Raw genomic sequence first — 21,347 nt, forward strand, 5'->3', positions numbered from 1 at the left:
GATCAAAGCTGAGACCCAGCAGCCGTGCTGTTCTACGCACAGTCCTTCCAGCAGGCTATCCGGCGCGCGGTCGAGGATCGCCATGGACAAGTTGGTGACTCGTGATCGCGCGAGATTGCCGGAAACGAGGTCCGAAGGTCGCCCGCGGGCAGCAACACAAAATGGGCCGCCAGAGACGCTCCTCGTAGGAGTGAAGCCGCAGCCAGGGAAGAGCCAGAACGACACGAGTCCCGCCGCAGCTGTGAGTGCGGAGGTGGCGCTGCCGGCTCCGGTGACGGGTTAACGGCAAGGCGGGTTCCTTGCGACCGACTGCGCCAAACTGATCACTGGGAGACGGTCTATGTCGATTGCGGATACCCCATCCTTGGACAAGACGAAGCCGCCGCCATTGGTTATCAGCGGCACCGCGCGCGAGCCTTCGGCCGTGCCAAAAAAAAAGCCGCGCAAAGCGAAGCGACTTATCTCCGTTATGATCGTGGCTTGTCTCGTGATGCTCGGAGGTGCTGGCGCTTGGTACTGGTGGCAACAGCAATTGAATGCGCTCCCCGCAGGTCTCGCCAACTCCAACGGGCGCCTCGAATCCGAGCAGGTGGAGATCGCGACCAAGTACGCGGGCCGGATTGCCGTCGTGCTCGCCAGCGAGGGTCAGATGGTCGATGCGGGCGAGGTCGTCGCACGCATGGATACAACGGAGCTCGAGGCGCAGCTGCAGGCCGGCAAGGCTCGGGTTAATCTGGCCGAGCACCAAAAGACGCAGGCCGAGGCTCTGATCGCCCAGCGCGAGAGCGAACGGACCTTCGCAGGACAAGAGCTCGAGCGGGCCGCCAAGCTCCATGAAAGGGGATTTGGGACGGGCGAAAAGCTCGACCTGGCGCGCAACGAGATGAGGACAGCCCAGGCGAGCTATGATACGGCCGTCGCCGGTCTGGCGGCGGCCACGGCGGCCATCGCGGCGGGTCAGGCCGAGGTCGCGCGGTTCCAATCGCAAGTCGACGATTCGACGCTTGTTGCCCCGCGCCGCGGCCGTATCCAATACAAGCTCGCACAGCCGGGAGAGGTGTTGTCTGCCGGTGGCCGGGTCCTCACGCTGCTCGACCTCAGCGAAGTGTACCTGACGATCTTCGTGCCCGCACGGGTCGCCGGTCCCCTCACGATCGGCGATGAGGCGCGCGTCGTCCTGGATCCGATCCCCGGATATGTGTTTCCCGCCAAGGTCACCTTCGCGGCCACCGAGGCGCAGTTCACGCCCAAGACGGTGGAGACCCCGGAGGAGCGCGAAAAGCTCATGTTTCGGGTCAAGCTGACGATCGACCCCGAACTTCGCAAAAAGTACGAAAGCCAGGTGAAGACCGGGATCCGCGGCATGGGCTACGTACGGAGCAATGCCACCATCGCTTGGCCCGACTGGCTCGCGGTGAAGCTGCCATGACCGCCGCGTTTGCCGCCAGCGTGCGGCGGCTGTCGCACCGCTATGGGAAGACGGTCGCGTTGGACGACGTGACGCTGGACATTCCGGCCAGCTGTATGGTCGGGCTGATCGGTCCCGACGGGGTCGGCAAATCGACTCTGCTCGCCCTCATTTCCGGCGTCCGCCGCATCCAGGAGGGCGAGGTGTTCGCGCTCGACGGCGATATGGGCGACGCCGAGCATCGTCGCAACAGCCTGCCGCGTGTCGCCTACATGCCGCAGGGCCTGGGCCGCAATCTGTATCCGACTCTGACCGTATTCGAGAACCTCGACTTCTTCGGCCGCCTGTTCGGCCAACCCAAGGCGGAACGCGAGAGCCGCATCCGCGACCTCCTAGCCTCGACCGGCCTCGATCCGTTCCCCGACCGGCCGGCCGGTAAGCTGTCGGGCGGCATGAAGCAGAAACTCTCTCTGTGCTGCTCGCTGATCCACGATCCGGATCTCCTGATCCTCGACGAGCCGACCACCGGCGTCGATCCGCTGTCGCGCCGGCAGTTCTGGGACCTGATCAACCGCATCCGCGAACGCCGGCCGCAGATGAGCGTGGTGGTCGCCACGGCCTACATGGAGGAAGCCGAAGGCTTCGACTGGCTGGCCGCCATGGACGACGGCCGCGTGATCGCCACCGGCACGCCGGACCAGCTGAAGTCGCGCGCCGGCGACGGTACGCTCGACACGGCGTTCATCGACCTCCTGCCGGCCGAGAAACGGGCCAGCCACCAGGCCGTGGTCGTCACGCCGCGAAGTATGATCGAGGGACCGCCGGCGATCGAGGCGGAGGGCCTGACGCAGCGGTTTGGCAAGTTCACCGCTGTCGACCACGTCAACTTCCGCATCGAGCGCGGCGAGATTTTCGGCTTTCTCGGGTCCAACGGCTGCGGCAAGAGCACGACGATGAAGATGCTGACGGGCCTGCTGCCGCCGACCGAGGGCGAGGCGAAGCTGCTCGGGCACCATCTAGACGCGTCCGACATGGCGACACGGCGGCAGGTCGGCTACATGTCCCAGGCCTTCTCGCTCTACGGCGAGCTCACCGTCCGACAGAATCTCGAGCTCCACTCGCACCTGTTCGCGCTGCCCGAAGAGACCCGCGAGGCGCGCGTACAGGAGATGCTGGAGCGGTTCGATCTGCTCCCGGTCGCCGACATCCGGCCGGAAAGCTTGCCGCTTGGCCAGAAGCAGCGACTTCAGTTGGCCGTCGCCATCCTGCATCGGCCCGAGGTGCTGATACTCGACGAGCCGACGTCGGGCGTCGACCCAATCGCCCGTGACGGGTTCTGGACGGAGCTCATCGCGCTTTCCCGTGAGGAAGGCGTGACGATCTTCCTCTCCACCCATTTCATGAATGAGGCGGAGCGGTGCGACCGGATCTCGCTGATGCACGCGGGCAAGGTCCTTGCCGTGGGCACGGCCAAGGAACTCATCAGGCGTCGCGGCGCCGCCAATCTCAGCGATGCATTCATCGCCTACCTTGAGGATGCCACGCGCAGCGAGCGGGCCGCGAGCACCGACAAGGATGCGGCGGCGGCGCCTGCGGAGCCCGAGGTCAAGCTGGCCCCGCGCGCGGTCCTGCACGGTTTCGATTTGCGCCGCCTTTGGGCCTATGCGCGGCGCGAAGCGATGGAAATCTTCCGCGATCCCATCCGGATCACCTTCTCACTTCTCGGTCCCGTCGCCGTGATGCTCACGATGGGTTACGGCATCTCCTTCGACGTTGAACACCTCAAATTCGCCGCCTACGACCAGGATCAGACGCTCGAGAGCCGCGAACTCATCGAGCAACTGTCGGGATCTCGGTATTTCGAGGAACATCCACCCATCACCAGCGACACTGAGCTCGATCGGCGACTCGAAAATGGAGAACTGAAGGTTGCACTCGAGATTCCTCCGAATTTCGGCAAGCACCTCGTGAGCGGCAAGGGCCCGGAGGTTTTGGTACTGTTGGACGGTGCCGTGCCATTCCGCGCAGAGACCACCCGGGGCTACCTGCAGTTGATGGCGCAAAGCTTCGCGACCGAGCAGGTGGCAAGGGGCCGTAGCACGACCGCCCCGAACGTCCCCGTCAAGCTGGAAAGCCGTTTCCGCTACAATCAGGCGTTCAAGAGCGTTTACGCGATCATACCTGGGGTCATCATGCTCCTGCTGATGAATATCCCGGCGATGATGACCGCGCTCGGCGTGGTCCGCGAGAAGGAGACCGGATCGATCGCGAATTTCCGGTCGACGCCGATCACGGGGTTGGAGTTCCTGCTCGGCAAGCAGCTGCCTTATGTGGCCATCGCGCTGATCAGCTTTATCAGCCTGCTGCTCCTGGCGGTGTTCCTTTTCGGCGTTCCGGTGACGGGCTCCTTCGTCACGCTGCTGGCCGGTGTTCTCGTCTACGTCTGTGCGGCAACCGGATTCGGGCTGCTCATCTCGTGCTTCACGACCACCCAGGTGGCCGCCATCTTCGCGGCCTCCGTGCTCACGATCACGCCTTGCGTGAATTTCTCCGGCCTGCTGGTACCGGTATCGACCCTCTCCGGAGCCTCTCATGTCATCAGCCTCGGCTATCCGGCGGGATGGTTCATGCAGATCAGCCTCGGGGCATTTACAAAGCGACTGGGATTCGTGGATCTGTGGCCTGAGCTCATGGTGCTCGTGGGCTTTGCCGTTCTGTTCGTGGCCCTCGCCGTCGCGGCCTTGCCCAAGCAGGAGGCATGACGCGCATGCGCTGGGAAAACATCTGGAGGCTGGGGATCAAGGAGCTATACGGCTTGGCAGCAGACCCGGTGCTCCTCCTCATCGTGGCTTTTGTCTTCACGGTCGCAGTCTATTCGGTTGGCTCGATCAAGTTTGAGACGGAGCTCGCCTCGGTCGGTGTGGTCGACGAAGACAACTCCGAACTCTCGCGACGGATCGCAGGTGCGCTGCTGGAGCCCTACTTCAAGCCCGCCGTGGAGATTCCGGCTGATGCGATCGACCGCGAAATGAACTCCGGTCGCCTTCTTTTCGTCATCGAGATTCCCCCCGACTTCGAGGAGGACGTCCTGGCGGACAAACGGCCGACAGTCCAGATCAACGTGGACGCGACGGCGCTCACGCTCGCCGGCAACGGCGCCTCCTACCTGCAGAGCATCATCCTGCAGGAATCCCTGAGCTACGCCGCGCGGCGCGAAGTAAAGATAGAGTCGCCGATCGATCTGGTCATTCGCACACGGTTCAATCCGAACCTCCGGACCCAGTGGTTCAACGCGATCATGGCGATCATTCAGAACGTCACCTTGCTAGTGATCGTCCTCGTCGGCGCGGCATTGCTGCGCGAACGCGAGCATGGAACGGTCGAGCATCTGCTCGTCATGCCGGTCAGGCCGGCAGAGATCATGATCGCGAAAATCTGGCCAAATGGGCTCGTGGTCATGGTGGCCGCGACCGCGTCCTTGTGGTTCGTCGTCCACGAGTTCATGGATGTGCCGTTGGCGGGGTCGCTGCCCTTGTTCGTCGCCGGTACGGCGCTCTACCAAGTCTCGATCGGGGCTCTCGCCATTCTGCTTGCGACCTTCACGGGCTCGATGGCGCAGTACGGTCTGCTGATCATCCCGGTCGTAACCGTGCTGGATTTGATGTCGGGCGCCACGACCCCGATGGAAAGCATGCCCGTGGGATGGCAGTACGCGATGCAATTTACGCCGACCCCGCACTATGTCGCCCTTGCTCAGGCCGTGTTGTACCGCGGTGCCGGGCTCGACATCGTGTGGCCGGAATTGGTGGTCCTCGTAGGCTTCACCGCTGTCTTCCTTGGTATCTCGCTGGTCCGGTTCAGGAAGGCGATCATGAGCATGTAGCGCGTCCCGTTTCGACCGATCGGCGGCAGTTCGTCAGGAGATCGCGCTCGATCGATTCGACTGCAATTGCGTTGACCGCGTAGGCAGCGCTGCTCCCGCTGATGATTCGGGCTTATTCTTCCCCAAGGGATGTCATGGATAAGCAATCGACTCCCTTCAGAGCTTTCAGAGCCACCGCAGCGCGTTTCGTACAGGTGGTCCGGGATTTGATGCATTCCGAAGTCGGATCGAAGGCGAGATTGCTCTTTGCCTGTCTCGTCGCGCTCCTGTGCGGCGTGAATGGCCTCAACGTCGTCAACAGCTACGTCGGCCGAAACTTCATGACCGCGATCACGGATCGCAACATGGCCGAGTTCGTGCGGCAGGCGGTATTCTATATCGGTGTGTTCGCAGCATCCACCGTCGTTGCGGTTATCGCCCGTTTTGCCGAAGAACGCCTCGGGCTGCTCTGGCGGGAATTCGTCACCCGGCGGGCGATCGAGTTCTACCTCGCCAATGCAGCCTATTACCGTCTGGACGTCTCCGGAGGGCTCGCCAACCCAGACCAGCGGATCGCCGAGGACATTCGCGCTTTCACGACCACCACGCTCTCCTTCGTCCTCATGTGGCTCAACGGCACTTTCACCATCGTGGCGTTCTCCGGTGTCCTGTGGTCGATCAGTCCGCTTTTGTTCGTCGTGGCTGTCCTATATGCGGCCTGCGGATCGTACCTCACGATCATCCTCGGTCGTCCGCTCATCAAATTGAACTACGACCAACTCGACAAGGAGGCGAGCTTTCGCTCCGGTCTCATTCATGTCCAGCAGAACGCCGAATCGGTGATGCTGGCGCGCCGAGAGGGGCGACAAATAGCGCGTTTGCTGCGACGGCTCGAGGAGCTGGTCGCCAATTTCCGCAAGATCACCGCCATCAATCGCAACGTGGGATTCTTTACCACCGGCTACAACTGGCTGATCCAGATCGTTCCGGCGTTGGTCGTCGCGCCGGCCTTCATCAACGGAGAAATCGAATTCGGTGTGATAACCCAGTCGGCCATGGCGTTTTCTGCGCTTATCGCCGCGTTTTCCCTGATCGTCACCCAATTCCAGTCGCTGTCGAACTTCGCCGCAGTGGTCGCACGGCTCAGTTCCCTGATGGATGCTATCGAGCAGTCGCAAACTGCCGCCGGGGCGATCGAGATCATCGAGAAGGACGGTGGTCTTGCTTACGAAGGCCTGACATTGCGCTCCTCGCCCGACGCCAAGCCCGTGATCAAGGACCTGTCGGTATCGATTCCGGCCGGGACCCGCGTTCTGATCGCAGGATCGAACCATGCTCCCGGCGTGGCTTTGTTCAGGGCAACGGCCGGTATCACGATGGCGGGGAAGGGGCGCATCATTCGCCCCGTCCCCGGCAACATCCTTTTTCTGGCACAGCGGCCTTATCTGCCCCCCGGCACCTTGCGGCAGGTTCTCGTGCGAGAACCGCACCGTCCCGACTGTCCCGATGACAAAATCCTCGGACTGCTCCGCGAACTCGACCTCGAACAGGTTCTGAGCCGATCGGGCGGCCTCGATACGGAACAGGATTGGGTCACGATGCTTTCGCTGCGCGAGCAGCAACTCCTGGCCCTGGTCAGTGTCCTCCTTGCAGCGCCACGATTTGTGTGTCTCGACCGAATCGGCACGGCGTTGGGATCCAGCCAGGTCGACAAGGCTCTGCGCCTGTGTTCCGAGAAGTCGATCACCTACGTTGTCAACGGGGAGGCCGTTGCCTCGCCCGACCTTTTCGATGCGGTCCTTGAGTGCGGGGAGGACGGCCGCTGGACTTGGACGGAAAGCCGGCCGTGACGACAGGCCGCGCTACAGATTGAAATTCGGCATGGCGTCGGGACCCGATGCCGATTCAGAGCCCCCAGCCGGCCCACCCAGTAGCGGAGGCTCGGGGTCAAGCCGAGGTTGATGCGGCGGGGCCAGGGATGACGCGACTACTTGGTCCTTCGCTCCATCATATCCTCAATCATCTCGATCTGGATCTGCTGGATTTCGAGGAGGTGCGCCCATTGGTGATGGACCAGCTGGTCGAGCTTTTCACCGACCGCGCGCACCTCGAGCTCGGCCTTCAGGTTGACCTTGTAGTCGCTTTCGGCGCGCATCCGGTCACGCGCCTCCTGCCGGTTCTGGCTCATCAGGATGATTGGCGCTTGTACTGCTGCCAATAGCGACAACACCAGATTCAAGAGGATGTAGGGGTAGGGGTCGAAAGGATGGAACAACAAAAGGAAACTGTTGGCCGCGATCCAGATGATCATTATCCCGAAGAATATTATGATAAACCGCCAACTGCCGCCGAACTCGGCGACATTATCGGAAATGCGCTCGCCAAAGGTCAACGAGCGGTCGAATTCCTGGTTGAGGTTGTCGGCTATCAGCGCGCCGTCGTGAAGGCTGCGCACCACCCTTTCCTCGATTGCGGAAAGCGCACCGCGATCCTTTTCCATCTCGCTGCGGACGAATTCGGCGCGGAATCCGTTGAGGCAAGAGCGGCAGATAAATCCGGCCGAGGTCCATCCGGGCAGGCGGGCGGTGATTACCGCGGCAATCTTGTCGCGCACCAAGCTTCCGGGCAGTACGCTGTGAGCCGTATAGTGGTTGCCGCAGACTTGGCAGCGATGGGTGGTGCTGCTTTGCCTCGCGTGGCCTGAGTCCCGATTTTTTGGTGATGCGGGCTGCGGGCTCGTCTCCTGGATTGGCATTTGCGTCACCTGTTGGGGTCAAGACACGAAAGTGGTCAGGGCTTTGAGGTCAGCTTGTCGTTCCGCCGCTTCTCCCGCGGCCGGACGGCCATAGTCACGACGAACGCGTCATCCGCGCCAGATAGCCACGCCCTTCGTCCAGGATGTGCTCGACGTCCTCGGACCGGCGGTGGCGTCTCTCAAGCTCCTCGACGAGGGCCTGGATGTCGTCCGAGTACGGGATTGGACCATGGAGGTTCCAGTGCATGCAATCCTCGGACTTCCTGCGGAGCCGCAGCGTCACATGACCCCCGAGCGCCCGGCTACTGCATGGACCAGCCGTGGCTGACGACGATCGACTGGCCGGTGAGGGCATTCGAGGGAAAGGCGGCGAGGAAGGTGGCGGTTTCGGCCACGTCCGCAACCGTGGTGAACTCGCCGTCGACGGTCTGCTTCAGCGTGACCGTCCGGACGACCTCCTCCTCGGAGAGGCCGAGCTCGCGCGCCTGCTCCGGGATCTGTGTCTCGACCAGCGGCGTGCGCACGAAGCCGGGGCAGATCACGTTGGCGCGGACGCCATGGGCGGCCCCTTCCCTGGCCACCACCTTGGCGAGGCCGATGAGGCCGTGCTTGGCCGTGACATAGGGGGCCTTGAGCGGCGAGGCCTCCTTGGAGTGCACCGAGCCCATGTAGATGACGCTGCCGCTCTTCTGCCGGTACATCTGCCGCAGGGCGGCACGCGTGGTCAGGAAGGCTCCGTCCAGATGGATGTTCATCAGCTTCCGCCACTGGGCGAATTCGAACTCGACGAGGGGCGCGACGATCTGGATGCCGGCATTGCTGATCAGGACGTCGATGCCCCCGAAGGCCTCGATCGCGCGCGACATGCCGGCCTCGACCTGCTCTTCACTGGTGACATCCATGGCGACGCCGATCGCGCGCCGTCCGCTCGAATCGATGTCGCAGGCGGCGGCCTCGGCCCTGTCGCGGTCGAGGTCGGCGATGACCACCCTGGCGCCCTCGCGGGCGAAGGTGAGCGCGATCTCCTTTCCGATGCCGCTCGCCGCCCCCGTGATCACGGCCACCTTGTCCTGCAGCCGGGAGCTGACGGCCAGCGCTCGCCGCGTCCCTGTCCAGAACGTCACGCTGCATAGTCATAGGTCCTTTCCTTCACGGTCTGACGGTGCGGTGTTGCCAGATAGTCGTGCGCGACCTTGCCGAGCCCCAGCGTCAGGTCGGCGACGAGATGGACGGCCGAGACGACCTCCAGCACCGGCAGCTCCGCGAGCAGCGCCAGCGCGTGCGAGGTGAGGTCGAGTGCCGCCGGGCCGGTCCAGGCGCCCTTCAGGGCGACATCCTCGAGACGGTACTCGACGAGCTCGCAGATGCGCGGCGTGCCGTCGACATGGGGAATGATCTTGAGCAGGAAGTTGGGCTCCTGCAGCGCGGCGAGGACGGCGGCGCGATCGGCCGGCCGGTGCTTGTAGCCCATGGTGCCGGTGGCGACCCGCACGGGGCCGTAGTCGAGCGTGCCGACCAGGGCGTCGACCTCGGTGCGCAGCGACGGGTTCGCCAGCTTCTTCGGGAAGCCCCAGAGCTCGCGTCCGCCGGCGATGGGCGGCTCGTCATTGAGGAACATGCAATGCGAATAGGCGCCCGCACGTCCGTGGAAGGTGACCGGGATGACCTGGCCCGATTCCGTGTAGTCGCCGAAGCCGGTCGAGTCCGGCATGCGGATGAACTCGTATTTCACCAGCGGCTGGCGCGCGTCCACCTCGAGTGGCTCCGGGACGAGGGCCCTGAGCCGGGCCGGTTCGGTCCGGTAGGTGATGATCAGATATTCGCGGTCCACGAAGCGGTAGGGGCCAGGCGGGAAGGCCGGGCTCGTCAGCGGCATCGAGAAGGCGCGCTCGCGCACCTCGTCCTCTCTCATGATTTGTTCCGTCCTGTGCTGGGAAAGGCGATCATTCGCGCCCGTGCCGGGCGAGATCGAAGGTGAAGACGCCGTCGGGCGTATCGGGCCGCTCCAGCACCTCGGGGTGGCGCAGCGTCCGGACGGCGTCGTGACGGCCGGCGCGCCAATGCTCCATCATGGTGAGGCGCGAGAACTCGTAGTCCTTGGAGTGCCCCTCATAGGTCCGGGCGCGATAGATGAGGTGCACGAGGTTGTAGGCCTTCTGATCGGCCTCCCGGCTCAGAAGCCTGGCCTCGTCGGTCTCACGCAGATCCTGAGGCAGCTTCGACAGCAGGCTTCCCAGCGCCGAGCGCAGGCGCTGCACGCTCTTGAACTGATCGGTGTTGGCGCGGGTCCGGCTGGAATACTGGATCTCCTTCTGCCGCGTCGTGACCTCGGCGAGGTTGCGCGGCAGGTCGCCCTGCGCGCTCCACAGATCCACCTGGAAGGCGAGCGTGTCCTGGCGCGGGGCGGACTCGACGACCCATTGCAGCGGCGTGTTCGAGATCAGACCGCCGTCCCAGTAGAACTCGCCTTCGATCTCGACGGGCGGGAAGCCGGGCGGCAGGGCGCCGCTCGCCATCACATGCTCGGGACGGATGATGTGGGTCGTGTTGTCGAAGCAGACGAGGTTGCCGGTGCGCACATTGACCGCGCCGACGCTGAAGAGCATCTCGCCGGAATTGATGCGCCCGAAGTCGACAAGCCGCTCGAGCGTCGCCTTGAGGTGCTTCGTCTCGTACCAGCTGGTCGCCTCCAGCGTGCCGGCCGGATGCAGCCATGGGAAGAGCTGCCGGGGGGCGAAGAACCCTGGGGCGCCGCCGATCGCCTCCAGCGTGCCGGCCGGATGCAGCCATGGGAAGAGCTGCCGGGGGGCGAAGAACCCTGGGGCGCCGCCGAACAGTGCCCAGGTCGCGCTGATCTGGTTGAGCAGGCCGCGCGCCGCATCGCCCTTCGGGACCAACGCGTCGCAGGCGAGCGCCCAGTCGAGGAGCGGGTTGGCGCTGATCTCCTCCCAGAACGTCCGAAGCTGCGCGACCCGCTCGTCGGGCGCATTGCCGGCGATGATCGCGGCGTTAACGGCGCCGATCGAGATGCCGGCGACCCAGTCGGGATGCAGCCCGGCGTCCGCCAGCGCCTCATAGACGCCGGCTTGGTAGGAACCGAGCGCGCCGCCGCACTGCAGCAGGAGAGCGATGCAGTCGAAGGGCGGGCGGGAAGAGCGTCGGGGCGATGGTGCGGGTGGCCGACGCACGGCCGCCGGCGCCGATGATCCATCAGGCATGGTCATCTCCAAGGAACGAAGGCTGCAAGGATCGAGGTTGCATCACCGCTGCCGTCAGTGCTGAGGGACGGGGCTGGGTGCAGTGGCCGGCTCATGCTCGGCGCTCGGGTCGTCCTTCTCCCGGATGCCGTTGACGGCGACATAGAGGGCCGGCAGGAAGACGAGGGTGAGCACGGTGGCGATGGCGAGGCCGCCGACGATGGCATAGGCCATCGGCCCCCAGAACACGTCGTGCATGATCGGGACCATGCCGAGGATGGCCGCGGCCGCCGTCAGCATGATCGGCCGGAACCGGTGCCTGGTCGCGTCGATCACCGCGTCCCAGGCATCGACGCCCCGCGCCCGTTCGTGCTCGATCTGCTCGACCAGGATCACCGAGTTGCGGATGATCATGCCGGCCAGGGCGACGGTGCCGAGGATCGCGATGAAGCCCATCGGCGTGCCGGTGGGGAGCAGCGCCAGGACGACGCCGATGAGCCCGAGCGGCGCGACGCTGATCACCAGCGCCACCAGGCGGAAGCTCTTCAGCTGCACCATGAGCACGGTGAGCATGAGCGCGATCATGAGCGGCACCTGCGCAGCCAGGGCGGCGTTGCTCTGCGCGCTCTTCTCGACCGAGCCGCCGACCTCGAGCAACGTGCCCGCCGGCATCGATGCGCGCACGCCGTCGATCGCGGCGGCGATGCGCTGGTTCACCAGCGACGGCTCCATCCCGGGCAGCGGCTCCGCCTGCACGGTGATGGTGGGCAGGCGGCCGCGGCGCCAGACATAGCCCTCCTCCAGGTCGTAGTCGATCCGCGCCAGCTCGCGCAGCGGCACCGAGGCGCCCATCGGTGTCGTGATCTGGAGGTTGCGCAAGGCTTCGACGCTCGACCGCTCGCCCGCCTCCGCCCGTGCCACGACGTCGACGAGATAGATCGAGTCGCGGACCTGCGTGACCGTCGCGCCGCTGATCACCCGGTTGAGCGCGAGAGAGAGCTGCGTCGAGCTGAGCCCTGCCTGGCGGACGCGATCCTGGTCGACGACGATGCGCAGGGCCTTGCTCTTCTCGGCCCAGTCATAATTGACGTGGCGGACAAGGCCGGAGGCACGCAGCACGTCCGCGACCTTTTCGGCATAGTGCCGCGCCTCGTCGGTGGTCGGCGCGCTGACCCGGTATTGCACCGGCCAGCCCACGGGCGGCCCGAGCTCGAGGCGGGAGACCCGGGCGACGGTGTCGGGGAACTCCTCGGCGAACAGCCGCTCGAGCCTGGCCTTGACCCGATCGCGGGCCTCGAGGTCCTTGGCGACGACCACGGTCTCCGCCATGAAGTCGTTGTCGAGCTGGACGTCGAGCGGCAGGTAGAAGCGGATCGCGCCGCCGCCGACATAGGAGGAGAAGCGGGCGATGTCGGGGTCGTTCGCCAGCACCTTCTCCAGCCGTTCCGTCTGCGCCAGGGTCGCCGCGATCGAGGCGTTCTTCGGCAGGGTCGTCGTCAGAAGGAGCTCCGGCCGGTTCGAGGCCGGGAAGAACTGCTGCGGAACAAAGCCCAGGCCGTAGACGGACAGGCCGAAGGCGGCGAGCGAGACGGCGATCGTCAGCCAGCGGTGCTGCATGCCGAACTGGAGCGCGCTGCCGAAGGCGCGCATGAAGCGGCCCGGGCCGGCGGCGCTGTGCGCCTTCATACGCGCGGGCAGCACGGACAGGCCGATCACCGGCGCGAAGATGACGGCCACGAACCACGAGGCCACGAGCGCCATGGCGACGACGGCGAACAGCGAGAAGGTGTACTGCCCGGTGTTGTTGTCGGCGAAGCCGACCGGCAGGAAGCCGAAGATGGTGACCAGCGTGCCGGTCAGCATGGGAAAGGCGGTGTGGGTAAAGGCGAAGGTCGCAGCCTTGATCTTCTCCATGCCCTCCTCGATCTTCGAGATCATCATCTCGATGGTGATCATGGCGTCGTCGACCAGCAGGCCGAGGGCGATGATCAGCGCGCCCAGGGAGATGCGCTGCAGGCTGATGCCCGTCGCCTCCATGCCGACGAAGACGATCGCGAGCACGAGGGGGATCGACAGCGAGACGACGATCCCGGCCCTGACGCCGAGGCTGACGAAGCTCACCGCGAGGACGATGACGACCGCCTCGATCAGGGCCTCGGTGAAGCCGCCGATGGCCTCGCGCACCACCTCGGGCTGGTCCGAGACGAGGTTGAGCTCGATGCCGACCGGGAAGCGCTGCGTCAGACGCTCCGCCGCCTCGTGCAGGCCCTGGCCGAAGGTCAGGTTGTTGCCGCCTGAGCGCATGTTGACGCCGATGCCGATCGCCGGCTTGCCGTTGACGCGGAACATCTTGGTCGGCGGGTCGCTGTAGCCGTGCTGGATCTCGGCAATGTCGCTCAGCTTGTAGAAATGCCCGTTGATCCAGAGGTTGAGGCCGGCGATGCTCTCCGGCGTCAGCAGGGCGCCGGTGACGTCGACGAGCACGTTCTCGCCCGGTGTGTTGATGACGCCGGAGGGCACCACCGCGTTCTGCCGGGCCACGGCCGCGAGCACGTCGTCGAAGCTGAGCTTGAGGTTGGCGAGCTTCTGCGGCGAGAAGTTGAGATAGATCTTCTCGTCCTGGTCGCCGAAGATCTCGACCTTGCCGACATCCGGCGAGCGCAGGAACTCGGCCCGGGCGGTCTCGGCGAAGTCGCGCGCCTGCCGCGGCGTGAAGCCGTCATAGGTGATGCCGTAGACGATGCCGAAGACGTCGCCGAACTCGTCGTTGAAGAACGGCCCGACCACGCCCTGCGGCAGGGTGGCCTTGATGTCGCTGACCTTCTTGCGGATCTGGTACCAGAGCTCCGGGATCTCGCTCTTCGGCGTCGATTCCTTCAGATAGACGAAGACGGTCGCCTGGCCGGGCTTGGTGTAGCTCTTGATGTAGTCGAGGTTCGGCGTCTCCTCGAGCTTCTTCTCGATCCGGTCGGTCACCTGATTGAGCGTGTCGAGGGCGGTGGCGCCCGGCCAGGAGACCTGGACCACCATGGTCTGCACCGAGAAGTCGGGGTCCTCCTGGCGGCCGAGCCCCTCATAGGCGCGGATACCCGCGATGCTGCAGAGCAGCATGAGGAAGACGACGATGGACTTGTTGTGAACCGCCCATTCCGAAAGATTGAAGCGCCCCATCACTCGACCTCCGTCTCGGGCTTCACCGGCTCGCCTTCGGCCAGCGCATTGACGCCGGCGGTCACGACCTTCTCGCCGGCCGACAGGCCGTGGCCGATGACGACGGCGCCGGCATCGAATTCGAGGAGCCCGACCGCCCGGCGGTGCACCTTGCCGTCCTGACCCACCACCCAGACCTGCGGCCCGTCTCCCGACTGCAGCAGCGCGGAGGGGGGCAGGCTGACGACCTCCTGGCCTTCGACCTCGGCGCGCCCGACGACGACGGCGCCCAGGCGCATCTCCGGCGGCGGCGACGGCAGCGCCACCTTCACGGTGTAGGTGCCGGTCGAACTGTCGGCCTCGGGCGAGATCTCCCGGATCGAGCCGGTGACCGCGATGTCGGGCCGGCCCTGCAGCCAGACCTTGACCGCCATGCCGGGCTTCGCATGGGCGACATCCGCGCCGGCGACGGCGAAGACCGCCTCGCGCTCGGCATTCGTGGAGATCTCGACAACAGTCTGGCCCGCCGACACGACCTGGCCCGGGTCGGCGTAGGTCGCCGTCACCACGCCGTCGTCAGGCGCCAGAAGCTCGGTATAGCCCAGCTGGTTCTGCGCGATGCGCAGATTGGCTTCGGCCGACTGCACCTGGGCCTGGGCGCTCTGCAGGACCTTGAGCGTGTTCTCGTAAGCGGCGCGGGTCGCCCAGCCCTGCGCGAGCAGGGTGCGGTAGCGCGCCTCTTGTGGCGTCGCCTGGTCGACAGCGGCCCTGGCCGCAGCGAGGTCGGCTTCGGCGGCGGCCACCTTGCTCTGATAGTCGACGGCGCTGATCTGGGCGAGTTTCTGGCCCTTCTTGACGAGGTCGCCGACATCGACGTCGCGGGAGACGAGGCGGCCATCCACCTGGAAGCCGACCCGGCTCACATAGCGCGGCTGGATGCGGCCAGCGCCTTGGGCAACCAAGCCGAGATTGTGGGGCGTCACCTCGACGATCCTCGCCGGCCGCGGTGCGGCGGGTGGGGAGCTCTTCTCTTCATTACAGCCCGCGATGACCACGCAGGCGATGCAGGCGCAGACGAACGGACCTGATGCGAGGCGCATGGAAGCCTTCCACCGGAATAGGGTCGAGTTGCAGGGGAGTGGGCGATGTTGGAGGGCAGGCGATCACGCCGGCCGATCTCGGATTGACTATCTAGTTCAATTCGACTATATCGTCAATTCGAAATTTCGCGGATCGAGCGGAGTGGGTGGCTGATGGCGAAGATTGATCTGGCACGCAGGGCAGAGATCGGCCGGGAGAAGCGGGCCAGGACCCGGGCGCAGATCCTGGAGGCCGGCACCATTCTTCTGGCGGAACGGCCACCTGAGGCGCTCACGGTGGATGCCGTCGTCGAGGCCGCGGGCGTCGCCAAGGGGACGTTCTACTATCACTTCCAGAGCGTCGAGGAGCTGGTCGCGGCGGTGGGCGCGCAGCTCGCCGAGAGCTTCGACGAGCTCATGGCGCCATCCAGGCTCGATCAGCCGGATCCCCTCGCGCGCCTGTCCTTCGGCTTCACCAAGCTCCTGGAGAAGGCGATTGACGACCCCGTCTGGGCGCGGCTCGTGGTCCGCGGTGCTCAGATCGCTGCTGCGCCCGGCCGGGGGATCCGCGCGAATGTCAGGGGCGACGTCGCAGAGGCGATCGCCCGGGGACTCCTGGCCGTGCAGGACGCGGACCTGGCGGCCGACATCGTCATCGGCATCTGGCTTCAGGTCGTCCACGGCAGCCTCGAGCGGCGGCCTGCGCCGGACCTTGCCCGCCAGGCGCTCGACGCCGCGCTGCGGGCCCTCGGCGTGGCTCCTGCCTGCAAGCCGAAGACGTGATCGTCGTCATTCGAACAGGCGCCATGAAGACCCAGGCGACATCGGAAGGCCGGCAGCCCGGCGTCGGTCTGCACCGGCGCTTCGTCCAGGCGGGATAGACGCGATGACGCGCGTTCATCGGGACTAGATCGGGCAGCCAGCCCTGCAGGAGAGAGCGCGTCGATGGGCTCGCCCGTGGTGCGAGAGGCTGTCTCGTACCACGCCCCGGGGCGCCGCCGTCGTCGTGCTGGAGGATACGAAGCTGAACCGCCACACAGTTTGTTGGCCCGATCAGAGCCGGGCGCCCTTGATCATGTCCGGACCTGATCGGCTGATGGAATGCCATGAATGCGGGCTGCGGCACGCCGTGCCGGCGCTGCCGGACGGCACCGCGGCCCGCTGCGTCCGCTGCGGCGCGACGCTGCACAGGTTCCGCGCCAGCTCGCTGGACCACGCCTTCGCCTATGCCTGCGCCGGGCTGGTGCTGTTCCTGATGGCGAACTTCCTGCCCTTCATCTCGCTGGAGATCTCCGGCCGGGTGCAGAGCGCCAGCCTGGTCACGGGGGTCTTCGCGCTGTACCAGCAAGGGCTGTGGGAGCTGGCGGCGGTGGTGGCGTTGACCATGCTGGTCGCTCCTGGGCTGCGGCTCGGCCTGCTGATCCTGGTGCTGGGCGGCCTGCGCCTCCAGCGCCTCCAGCGCCCGCCGCGCTGGCTGCCGTGGCTCTACCGCTGGGCCGACCTGTTCGGCCCATGGGCGATGGTCGAGGTCTACATGCTCGGCGTCTTCGTCGCTTATGTGAAGCTGATCGATCTCGCCTCCATCGTGGTCGGCCCCGGCCTCTATTCGGTCGGCGGGCTGATGCTGGCGATCATCGCCGCCGGCACCAGCCTGGACACCGAGACGGTGTGGCGGGAATTCGAGCGCCGCGGCCTGGTGGCGCCCCCGCCGCTGGTCGATCCGCGCCGCCCGGCCTGCCTCTGCCACGGCTGCGGCCTGGTCTCGAACCTGCCGCCCGCCAGCCCCGGCGCCTGCCCGCGCTGCAGAGCGGCCGTGCACCAGCGGCGGCCGGAGAGCCTGACCCGCACCTGGGCGCTCGTTGTCGCCGCGATCACCCTCTACATCCCGGCCAACATCTTCCCGGTGATGACGGTGATCTCGCTGGGCAGCGGCGAGCCCGACACCATCATGAGCGGCGTGGTCGCCTTGGCCGATGCCGGCATGTGGCCGCTGGCGCTGCTGGTGTTCTTCGCCTCGATCACGGTGCCGGTGTTGAAGTTGGCCGGGCTGATCTACCTGCTGATCACCACCCAGCGCGGCAAGACCGGGCAGCTCCGCAACCGCACCATGCTCTACCGCATCGTCGAGGCGGTCGGCCGCTGGTCGATGATCGACATCTTCATGATCTCGATCCTGGTGGCCCTTGTGCAGCTCGGTGCGCTGGCGACGATCGAGCCGGGGATCGGGGCCGTCTCCTTCGCCGCGGTGGTCATCGTCACCATGATTGCCGCCATGACCTTCGATCCGCGCCTGATGTGGGACGCGGCACGACAGAACCATGGTTGATACACTCCGCGACACCGCCACGCCGGAACCGCCCGTGCCGGCGCACCCGGCTCCTCGCATCGACCGCCGGCGCCGCTTGCCTGCGATCTGGCTGGTGCCGATCGTGGCGGCGCTGGTGGGGCTCTATCTCGCCTGGGTCACCGTCTCCGAGAAGGGGCCGACCATCACCATCCGTTTCCAGACGGCGGACGGGCTCGAGGCCGGCAAGACCCTGATCAAGCACAAGGAGGTGGTGTTCGGAACAGTCAAGAGCATCGCCCTGTCCGACGACCTCAGCCATGTCGAGGTCACCGCAGAGATGACCAAGGAGGCGGCGCCGCATCTGAGCCAGGGTACCCGCTTCTGGGTGGTGCGGCCGCGGCTCTCCGCCGGCGGCGTGTCTGGATTGAGCACGATCCTGTCCGGCGCCTCTATCGAGCTCGACCCCGGCCCAGGGGCGAGCGAGCGGCACTTCACCGGGCTGGAGGACCCGCCGGTGGTGCGGGCCGACGTGCCGGGCACCGAATTCCTGCTGACCGCCGACCGGATCGGCTCGGTCGGACCCGGCTCGCCGATCTACTTCCGCGACGTCCAGGTCGGCCAAGTGATGGGCTTCGACTCCACCGACCTCGGAGCCGGAGTCACCATCCATGCCTTCATCCGAGCGCCGTACGACCGCCAGGTCTATGCCGGCACGCGGTTCTGGAGCGCCGCCGGGATCTCGCTGACCACTGGGCCACAGGGCTTCAAGCTCCAATTCGAATCCCTGGAGGCGGTGCTGGCGGGCGGAATTGCCTTCGACACCCCGGCCACCGCCCGCACCGGCGGGCCGGCCGAGGCGGGCACCGCCTTCCCGTTTTACAAGGACCAGCAGAGCGTCGATGAGGCGCAGTACACGATCCGCCTGCCCTATCTGGTGTATTTCGACGGTTCGGTCGGCGGCCTGGCGCCGGGCGCCCCGGTCGAATGGCGCGGTCTGAAGATCGGCCAAGTCACAGATATCCGGCTGCAATACGACATCGCCGCCGGCATGGCCCGCATCCCGGTGACAATCGAGATCGAGCCGCAGCGCTTCGAGGTGGTCGGCGGCAACCCGGATGATGGCAGTGGCGAGCAACTCGCGGCGCTGGTCCGGCGCGGGCTGCGGGCGCAGCTCAAGACCGCCAACCTGATCACCGGGCAGACGGTCGTGGCGCTGGATATGATTCCCGGCGCCACCCCGGCGGAGCTGGGCACAGGCGACCGCTATCCGGTGATCCCGAGCATCCCGGCGCCGCTCGATAGCGCCATGCGCTCGATCAACGGCATTCTCGACAAGGTCTCGGCGCTGCCGCTCGACAAGCTGGTCGACCAGGCGAACGCCACATTGAAGTCGTTCGAAACCCTGGCCGCATCGCCGGAGATCACGGAGTCGCTGCGCTCGCTCGCCGGGGCGCTGGCGTCGGCACAAACGCTCCTGACCCAGGCCAACACCGATCTCCGCCCGGCGATGGAGAAGCTGCCGCCGCTCCTCGCCAGCGCACAGCAGGCCGTGCGGCAGCTGAGCGGTGCCGTTGGCTCGATCGATCGCGGCTATGGCGCCGATTCCCTCTTCAAGCGCGACCTGACCCGCCTGATAGGGCAGGGCGAGGACACGCTGCGCTCCGCCCGCGTGCTGACCGACTATCTCGAGCAGCACCCCGAGGCGCTGATCCGAGGCAAAGGACTGACCGAATGACCCTGCCCCTCCTGTCCCGCCGCGCCCTGCTCCTGGCGGCTGTGGCGGCACCAGCCGCCTGCTCCTCGCCGCCGCCCAGGGTCTACACGCTGGCGACGGTGCCCGGCACAGCCACCACAGGGCGGCCAATGGCGGCCTCGGTGGCGGTAGTCGAGATCCCGAAATACCTCGACCGACCGCAGATCGTCCGCCGCTCCGGCACAGTCGAGCTCGGCCTCGACGAGTTCGAGCGCTGGGGCGAACCCCTGGCCAACATGGCGCAGCGGGTGCTGGCCGACGACTTGGCTCAGCGCCTCCCGGCCGGTTCGATCGTCACCGCCAGCCGCACCCTCTCGGGCGACGAGGCGCTGACGGTCGAAGTGACGCTCGGTCGCCTGGATCCCGATCCCGACGGCACCATCGTTCTGGAGGCGCAATGGCGCGTGCGGCGCAAGACTGGCGGCCGGCCGACCACCGAGGCCGCCCGCATCACCCGCCGTCCGGCCGAGGACAGCACCGCCGCCAAGGTCCGCGCGATGAGCGAGGCCGTTGCCGGGCTTGCCGACCAGATCGCAAGGCGCGCCATATAGAGACGCGGCGATGTGTCTATCGGACAAAAGAGAAGGACGAAAACGGCAGCACGGATATGGACACAGCCTACATCTCAGCCTTGTCGGCGCTCGCCGGCTCCGCGATCGGCGCTACGGCATCCTTTGCCACGACCTGGCTCACGCAACGCCACCAGGACCATGCGGATCGGTTGAGCAAAGAAGCGTCGCGCCGCGAACGGCTGTTCGGCGAATTCATCGAGCAGGCGTCGAAGGTCTACGGCGATGCTCTGTTGCAGGATCATCTCGACGACCCGGCCAAGCTGGTTCCCTTGTACGCCACTCTCAACAAGCTCCGGCTCTTCGCGACGCCCCGCACGATCGGGGCCGCCGAGGCGGTGCTGGACCGGCTTGTCGAGACCTACGGGCTTCCCCCGGACGAACTGAAGGAGCCGGCCTGGGACAAAGGCGCTCACGACATCCTGCGCGATTTCACGCAGTCCTGTCGTGCGGAGCTGACGGGGTAATCCAACCTATTCCAAGACGGGCTCTCGTACCTTTCGGACTCTGAGGTACGGCTTGAGCTGTCAGCGCTGCGGCTGCTGGGAGCGTCGGGCTCTCCTTCCCGCCCATTCTTCGCGGCCTTGGCACCTCTAACGGCGATCCAGCAGCGTCAGCGACGCGCAACGATGCGCGATTATCGTCCCGATCGCGCGTTGCTTAGCTGGCGCCGCGACCGGGGCGCCCGGTCTCTCTCGAAGCGGTCATTCAGCAGCCCGGAAAGGGCCGAACCCTGCCGGCCTGGTTCCTGGCGGGTCTTGGAACGGCGGCGCTACGACTGCTCATGGCGCGGTCCCGCCTGACTGCGCCGGCGGGGAAGGGCGCAAGCGGAAGACCGAGGCCATGGTTGGAACGTCCGAATATGACATGCGTTAATTGTGGTGAAATGGCTATGGTGCCGCCGTCATGGACGATCAACGTCAGAGACTGCTGATCGTCGAAGACGACGCGTGGATTGCGATATTGTTGGCTAGCTTTGCGAGCGACGCCGGATACCAAGTTGTTGGACCAGTCGCGCGGTTGAGCGACGCCTGCTCCATCGCAGCGTCGCAACCTCTCGACGCCGCGGTTCTCGACGTACACTTGCTTGATGGCGCGCTAAGCTATCCAGTGGCGGACATACTCGCGCGCCGTCGAATTCCGTACGCCTTCATAACCTCTGAGGCACCTGACCGGATAGCCGATGCGCATTCGAGCAAGCCTCTTTTGAGCAAGCCATTCTCGGACGTTGATTTTAGAGCACTTCTAGCACTACTCGTACTTGGCCCGATCTAGGAAGCGGCCTAG

At 65.8% G+C, this 21,347-nt stretch carries 16 protein-coding genes; 9 read left to right on the forward strand and 7 right to left on the reverse strand.

Annotated elements, in window-relative coordinates; genetic code table 11:
- Nucleotides 1-364: 364 nt before the first annotated feature.
- From AAHM41_RS15510 to AAHM41_RS15525, 4 genes are all read left to right on the forward strand, one after another.
- A complete protein-coding gene (locus AAHM41_RS15510) occupies nt 365-1,429 on the forward strand; it encodes an HlyD family secretion protein (protein WP_342237457.1) in 1,065 nt (354 codons plus the stop codon).
- Nucleotides 1,426-4,170, forward strand: coding sequence for a ribosome-associated ATPase/putative transporter RbbA (gene rbbA / locus AAHM41_RS15515; RefSeq protein ID WP_342237458.1), 2,745 nt, complete (start codon nt 1,426-1,428; stop codon nt 4,168-4,170). Before AAHM41_RS15510 ends, rbbA begins: the two co-directional genes overlap by 4 nt.
- On the forward strand, nt 4,167-5,291 hold the full coding sequence (locus AAHM41_RS15520; RefSeq protein WP_342237459.1) for an ABC transporter permease: 1,125 nt from the start codon (nt 4,167-4,169) through the stop codon (nt 5,289-5,291). The genes rbbA and AAHM41_RS15520 overlap by 4 nt, the downstream gene beginning before the upstream one ends.
- 209 nt (nt 5,292-5,500) lie before the next feature.
- Complete coding sequence (locus AAHM41_RS15525; protein WP_342237460.1) at nt 5,501-7,120, forward strand: ABC transporter ATP-binding protein/permease; 1,620 nt, start codon at nt 5,501-5,503, stop codon at nt 7,118-7,120.
- Nucleotides 7,121-7,257: 137 nt separating this feature from the next.
- On the opposite strand, the gene AAHM41_RS15530 is transcribed toward AAHM41_RS15525, so the two are convergent.
- The 7 genes from AAHM41_RS15530 to AAHM41_RS15560 form a co-directional block, all read right to left on the reverse strand.
- A complete protein-coding gene (locus AAHM41_RS15530) occupies nt 7,258-7,884 on the reverse strand; it encodes a DUF1003 domain-containing protein (protein ID WP_342237461.1) in 627 nt (208 codons plus the stop codon).
- Between the two features lie 235 nt (nt 7,885-8,119).
- The gene (locus tag AAHM41_RS15535; RefSeq protein WP_342237462.1) at nt 8,120-8,272 is read right to left on the reverse strand and encodes a hypothetical protein; all 153 of its coding nucleotides are present in this window, start codon (nt 8,270-8,272) and stop codon (nt 8,120-8,122) included.
- A 55-nt stretch (nt 8,273-8,327) separates the two neighbouring features.
- Complete coding sequence (locus AAHM41_RS15540) at nt 8,328-9,149, reverse strand: 3-hydroxybutyrate dehydrogenase (RefSeq protein ID WP_342237463.1); 822 nt, start codon at nt 9,147-9,149, stop codon at nt 8,328-8,330.
- Complete coding sequence (locus AAHM41_RS15545; RefSeq protein ID WP_342237464.1) at nt 9,146-9,937, reverse strand: acetoacetate decarboxylase; 792 nt, start codon at nt 9,935-9,937, stop codon at nt 9,146-9,148. Before AAHM41_RS15545 ends, AAHM41_RS15540 begins: the two co-directional genes overlap by 4 nt.
- Before the next feature lie 31 nt (nt 9,938-9,968).
- Complete coding sequence (locus AAHM41_RS15550) at nt 9,969-11,243, reverse strand: patatin-like phospholipase family protein (RefSeq protein ID WP_342237465.1); 1,275 nt, start codon at nt 11,241-11,243, stop codon at nt 9,969-9,971.
- Between the two features lie 54 nt (nt 11,244-11,297).
- Nucleotides 11,298-14,393 carry an efflux RND transporter permease subunit gene (locus AAHM41_RS15555; protein ID WP_342237466.1) on the reverse strand — a complete coding sequence of 1,032 codons (3,096 nt, stop codon included), beginning with the start codon at nt 14,391-14,393 and terminating at the stop codon, nt 11,298-11,300.
- On the reverse strand, nt 14,393-15,472 hold the full coding sequence (locus tag AAHM41_RS15560; RefSeq protein WP_342237467.1) for an efflux RND transporter periplasmic adaptor subunit: 1,080 nt from the start codon (nt 15,470-15,472) through the stop codon (nt 14,393-14,395). The genes AAHM41_RS15555 and AAHM41_RS15560 overlap by 1 nt, the downstream gene beginning before the upstream one ends.
- A gap of 153 nt (nt 15,473-15,625) precedes the next feature.
- On the opposite strand from AAHM41_RS15560, the gene AAHM41_RS15565 reads away from it, so the two are divergent.
- The 5 genes from AAHM41_RS15565 to AAHM41_RS15585 all read left to right on the forward strand — a co-directional run bounded on the left by AAHM41_RS15565 (nt 15,626) and on the right by AAHM41_RS15585 (nt 20,527).
- Nucleotides 15,626-16,234 carry a TetR/AcrR family transcriptional regulator gene (locus AAHM41_RS15565; protein ID WP_342237468.1) on the forward strand — a complete coding sequence of 203 codons (609 nt, stop codon included), beginning with the start codon at nt 15,626-15,628 and terminating at the stop codon, nt 16,232-16,234.
- Nucleotides 16,235-16,526: 292 nt separating this feature from the next.
- Nucleotides 16,527-17,777 (forward strand): paraquat-inducible protein A, encoded by a 1,251-nt coding sequence (locus AAHM41_RS15570; RefSeq protein WP_342237469.1) that lies wholly within the window; start codon nt 16,527-16,529, stop codon nt 17,775-17,777.
- Nucleotides 17,770-19,473 carry a PqiB family protein gene (locus tag AAHM41_RS15575; RefSeq protein ID WP_342237470.1) on the forward strand — a complete coding sequence of 568 codons (1,704 nt, stop codon included), beginning with the start codon at nt 17,770-17,772 and terminating at the stop codon, nt 19,471-19,473. The genes AAHM41_RS15570 and AAHM41_RS15575 overlap by 8 nt, the downstream gene beginning before the upstream one ends.
- The gene (locus AAHM41_RS15580; protein ID WP_342237471.1) at nt 19,470-20,042 is read left to right on the forward strand and encodes a PqiC family protein; all 573 of its coding nucleotides are present in this window, start codon (nt 19,470-19,472) and stop codon (nt 20,040-20,042) included. Before AAHM41_RS15575 ends, AAHM41_RS15580 begins: the two co-directional genes overlap by 4 nt.
- Before the next feature lie 56 nt (nt 20,043-20,098).
- On the forward strand, nt 20,099-20,527 hold the full coding sequence (locus AAHM41_RS15585) for a hypothetical protein (RefSeq protein WP_342237472.1): 429 nt from the start codon (nt 20,099-20,101) through the stop codon (nt 20,525-20,527).
- The last annotated feature ends 820 nt before the right edge of the window (nt 20,528-21,347 follow it).

It is taken from the genome of Inquilinus sp. OTU3971 (assembly GCF_038440215.1).

Coding starts and splice junctions, on each gene's coding strand:
- rbbA (WP_342237458.1), top strand. CDS start 1,426: ATGACCGCCGCGTTTGCCGCCAGCGTGCGGCGGCTGTCGCACCGCTAT.
- AAHM41_RS15520 (WP_342237459.1), top strand. CDS start 4,167: ATGACGCGCATGCGCTGGGAAAACATCTGGAGGCTGGGGATCAAGGAG.
- AAHM41_RS15525 (WP_342237460.1), top strand. CDS start 5,501: ATGCATTCCGAAGTCGGATCGAAGGCGAGATTGCTCTTTGCCTGTCTC.
- AAHM41_RS15535 (WP_342237462.1), bottom strand. CDS start 8,272: ATGCACTGGAACCTCCATGGTCCAATCCCGTACTCGGACGACATCCAG.
- AAHM41_RS15545 (WP_342237464.1), bottom strand. CDS start 9,937: ATGAGAGAGGACGAGGTGCGCGAGCGCGCCTTCTCGATGCCGCTGACG.
- AAHM41_RS15550 (WP_342237465.1), bottom strand. CDS start 11,243: ATGCCTGATGGATCATCGGCGCCGGCGGCCGTGCGTCGGCCACCCGCA.
- AAHM41_RS15555 (WP_342237466.1), bottom strand. CDS start 14,393: ATGGGGCGCTTCAATCTTTCGGAATGGGCGGTTCACAACAAGTCCATC.
- AAHM41_RS15560 (WP_342237467.1), bottom strand. CDS start 15,472: ATGCGCCTCGCATCAGGTCCGTTCGTCTGCGCCTGCATCGCCTGCGTG.
- AAHM41_RS15565 (WP_342237468.1), top strand. CDS start 15,626: ATGGCGAAGATTGATCTGGCACGCAGGGCAGAGATCGGCCGGGAGAAG.
- AAHM41_RS15570 (WP_342237469.1), top strand. CDS start 16,527: ATGTCCGGACCTGATCGGCTGATGGAATGCCATGAATGCGGGCTGCGG.
- AAHM41_RS15575 (WP_342237470.1), top strand. CDS start 17,770: ATGGTTGATACACTCCGCGACACCGCCACGCCGGAACCGCCCGTGCCG.
- AAHM41_RS15580 (WP_342237471.1), top strand. CDS start 19,470: ATGACCCTGCCCCTCCTGTCCCGCCGCGCCCTGCTCCTGGCGGCTGTG.
- AAHM41_RS15585 (WP_342237472.1), top strand. CDS start 20,099: ATGGACACAGCCTACATCTCAGCCTTGTCGGCGCTCGCCGGCTCCGCG.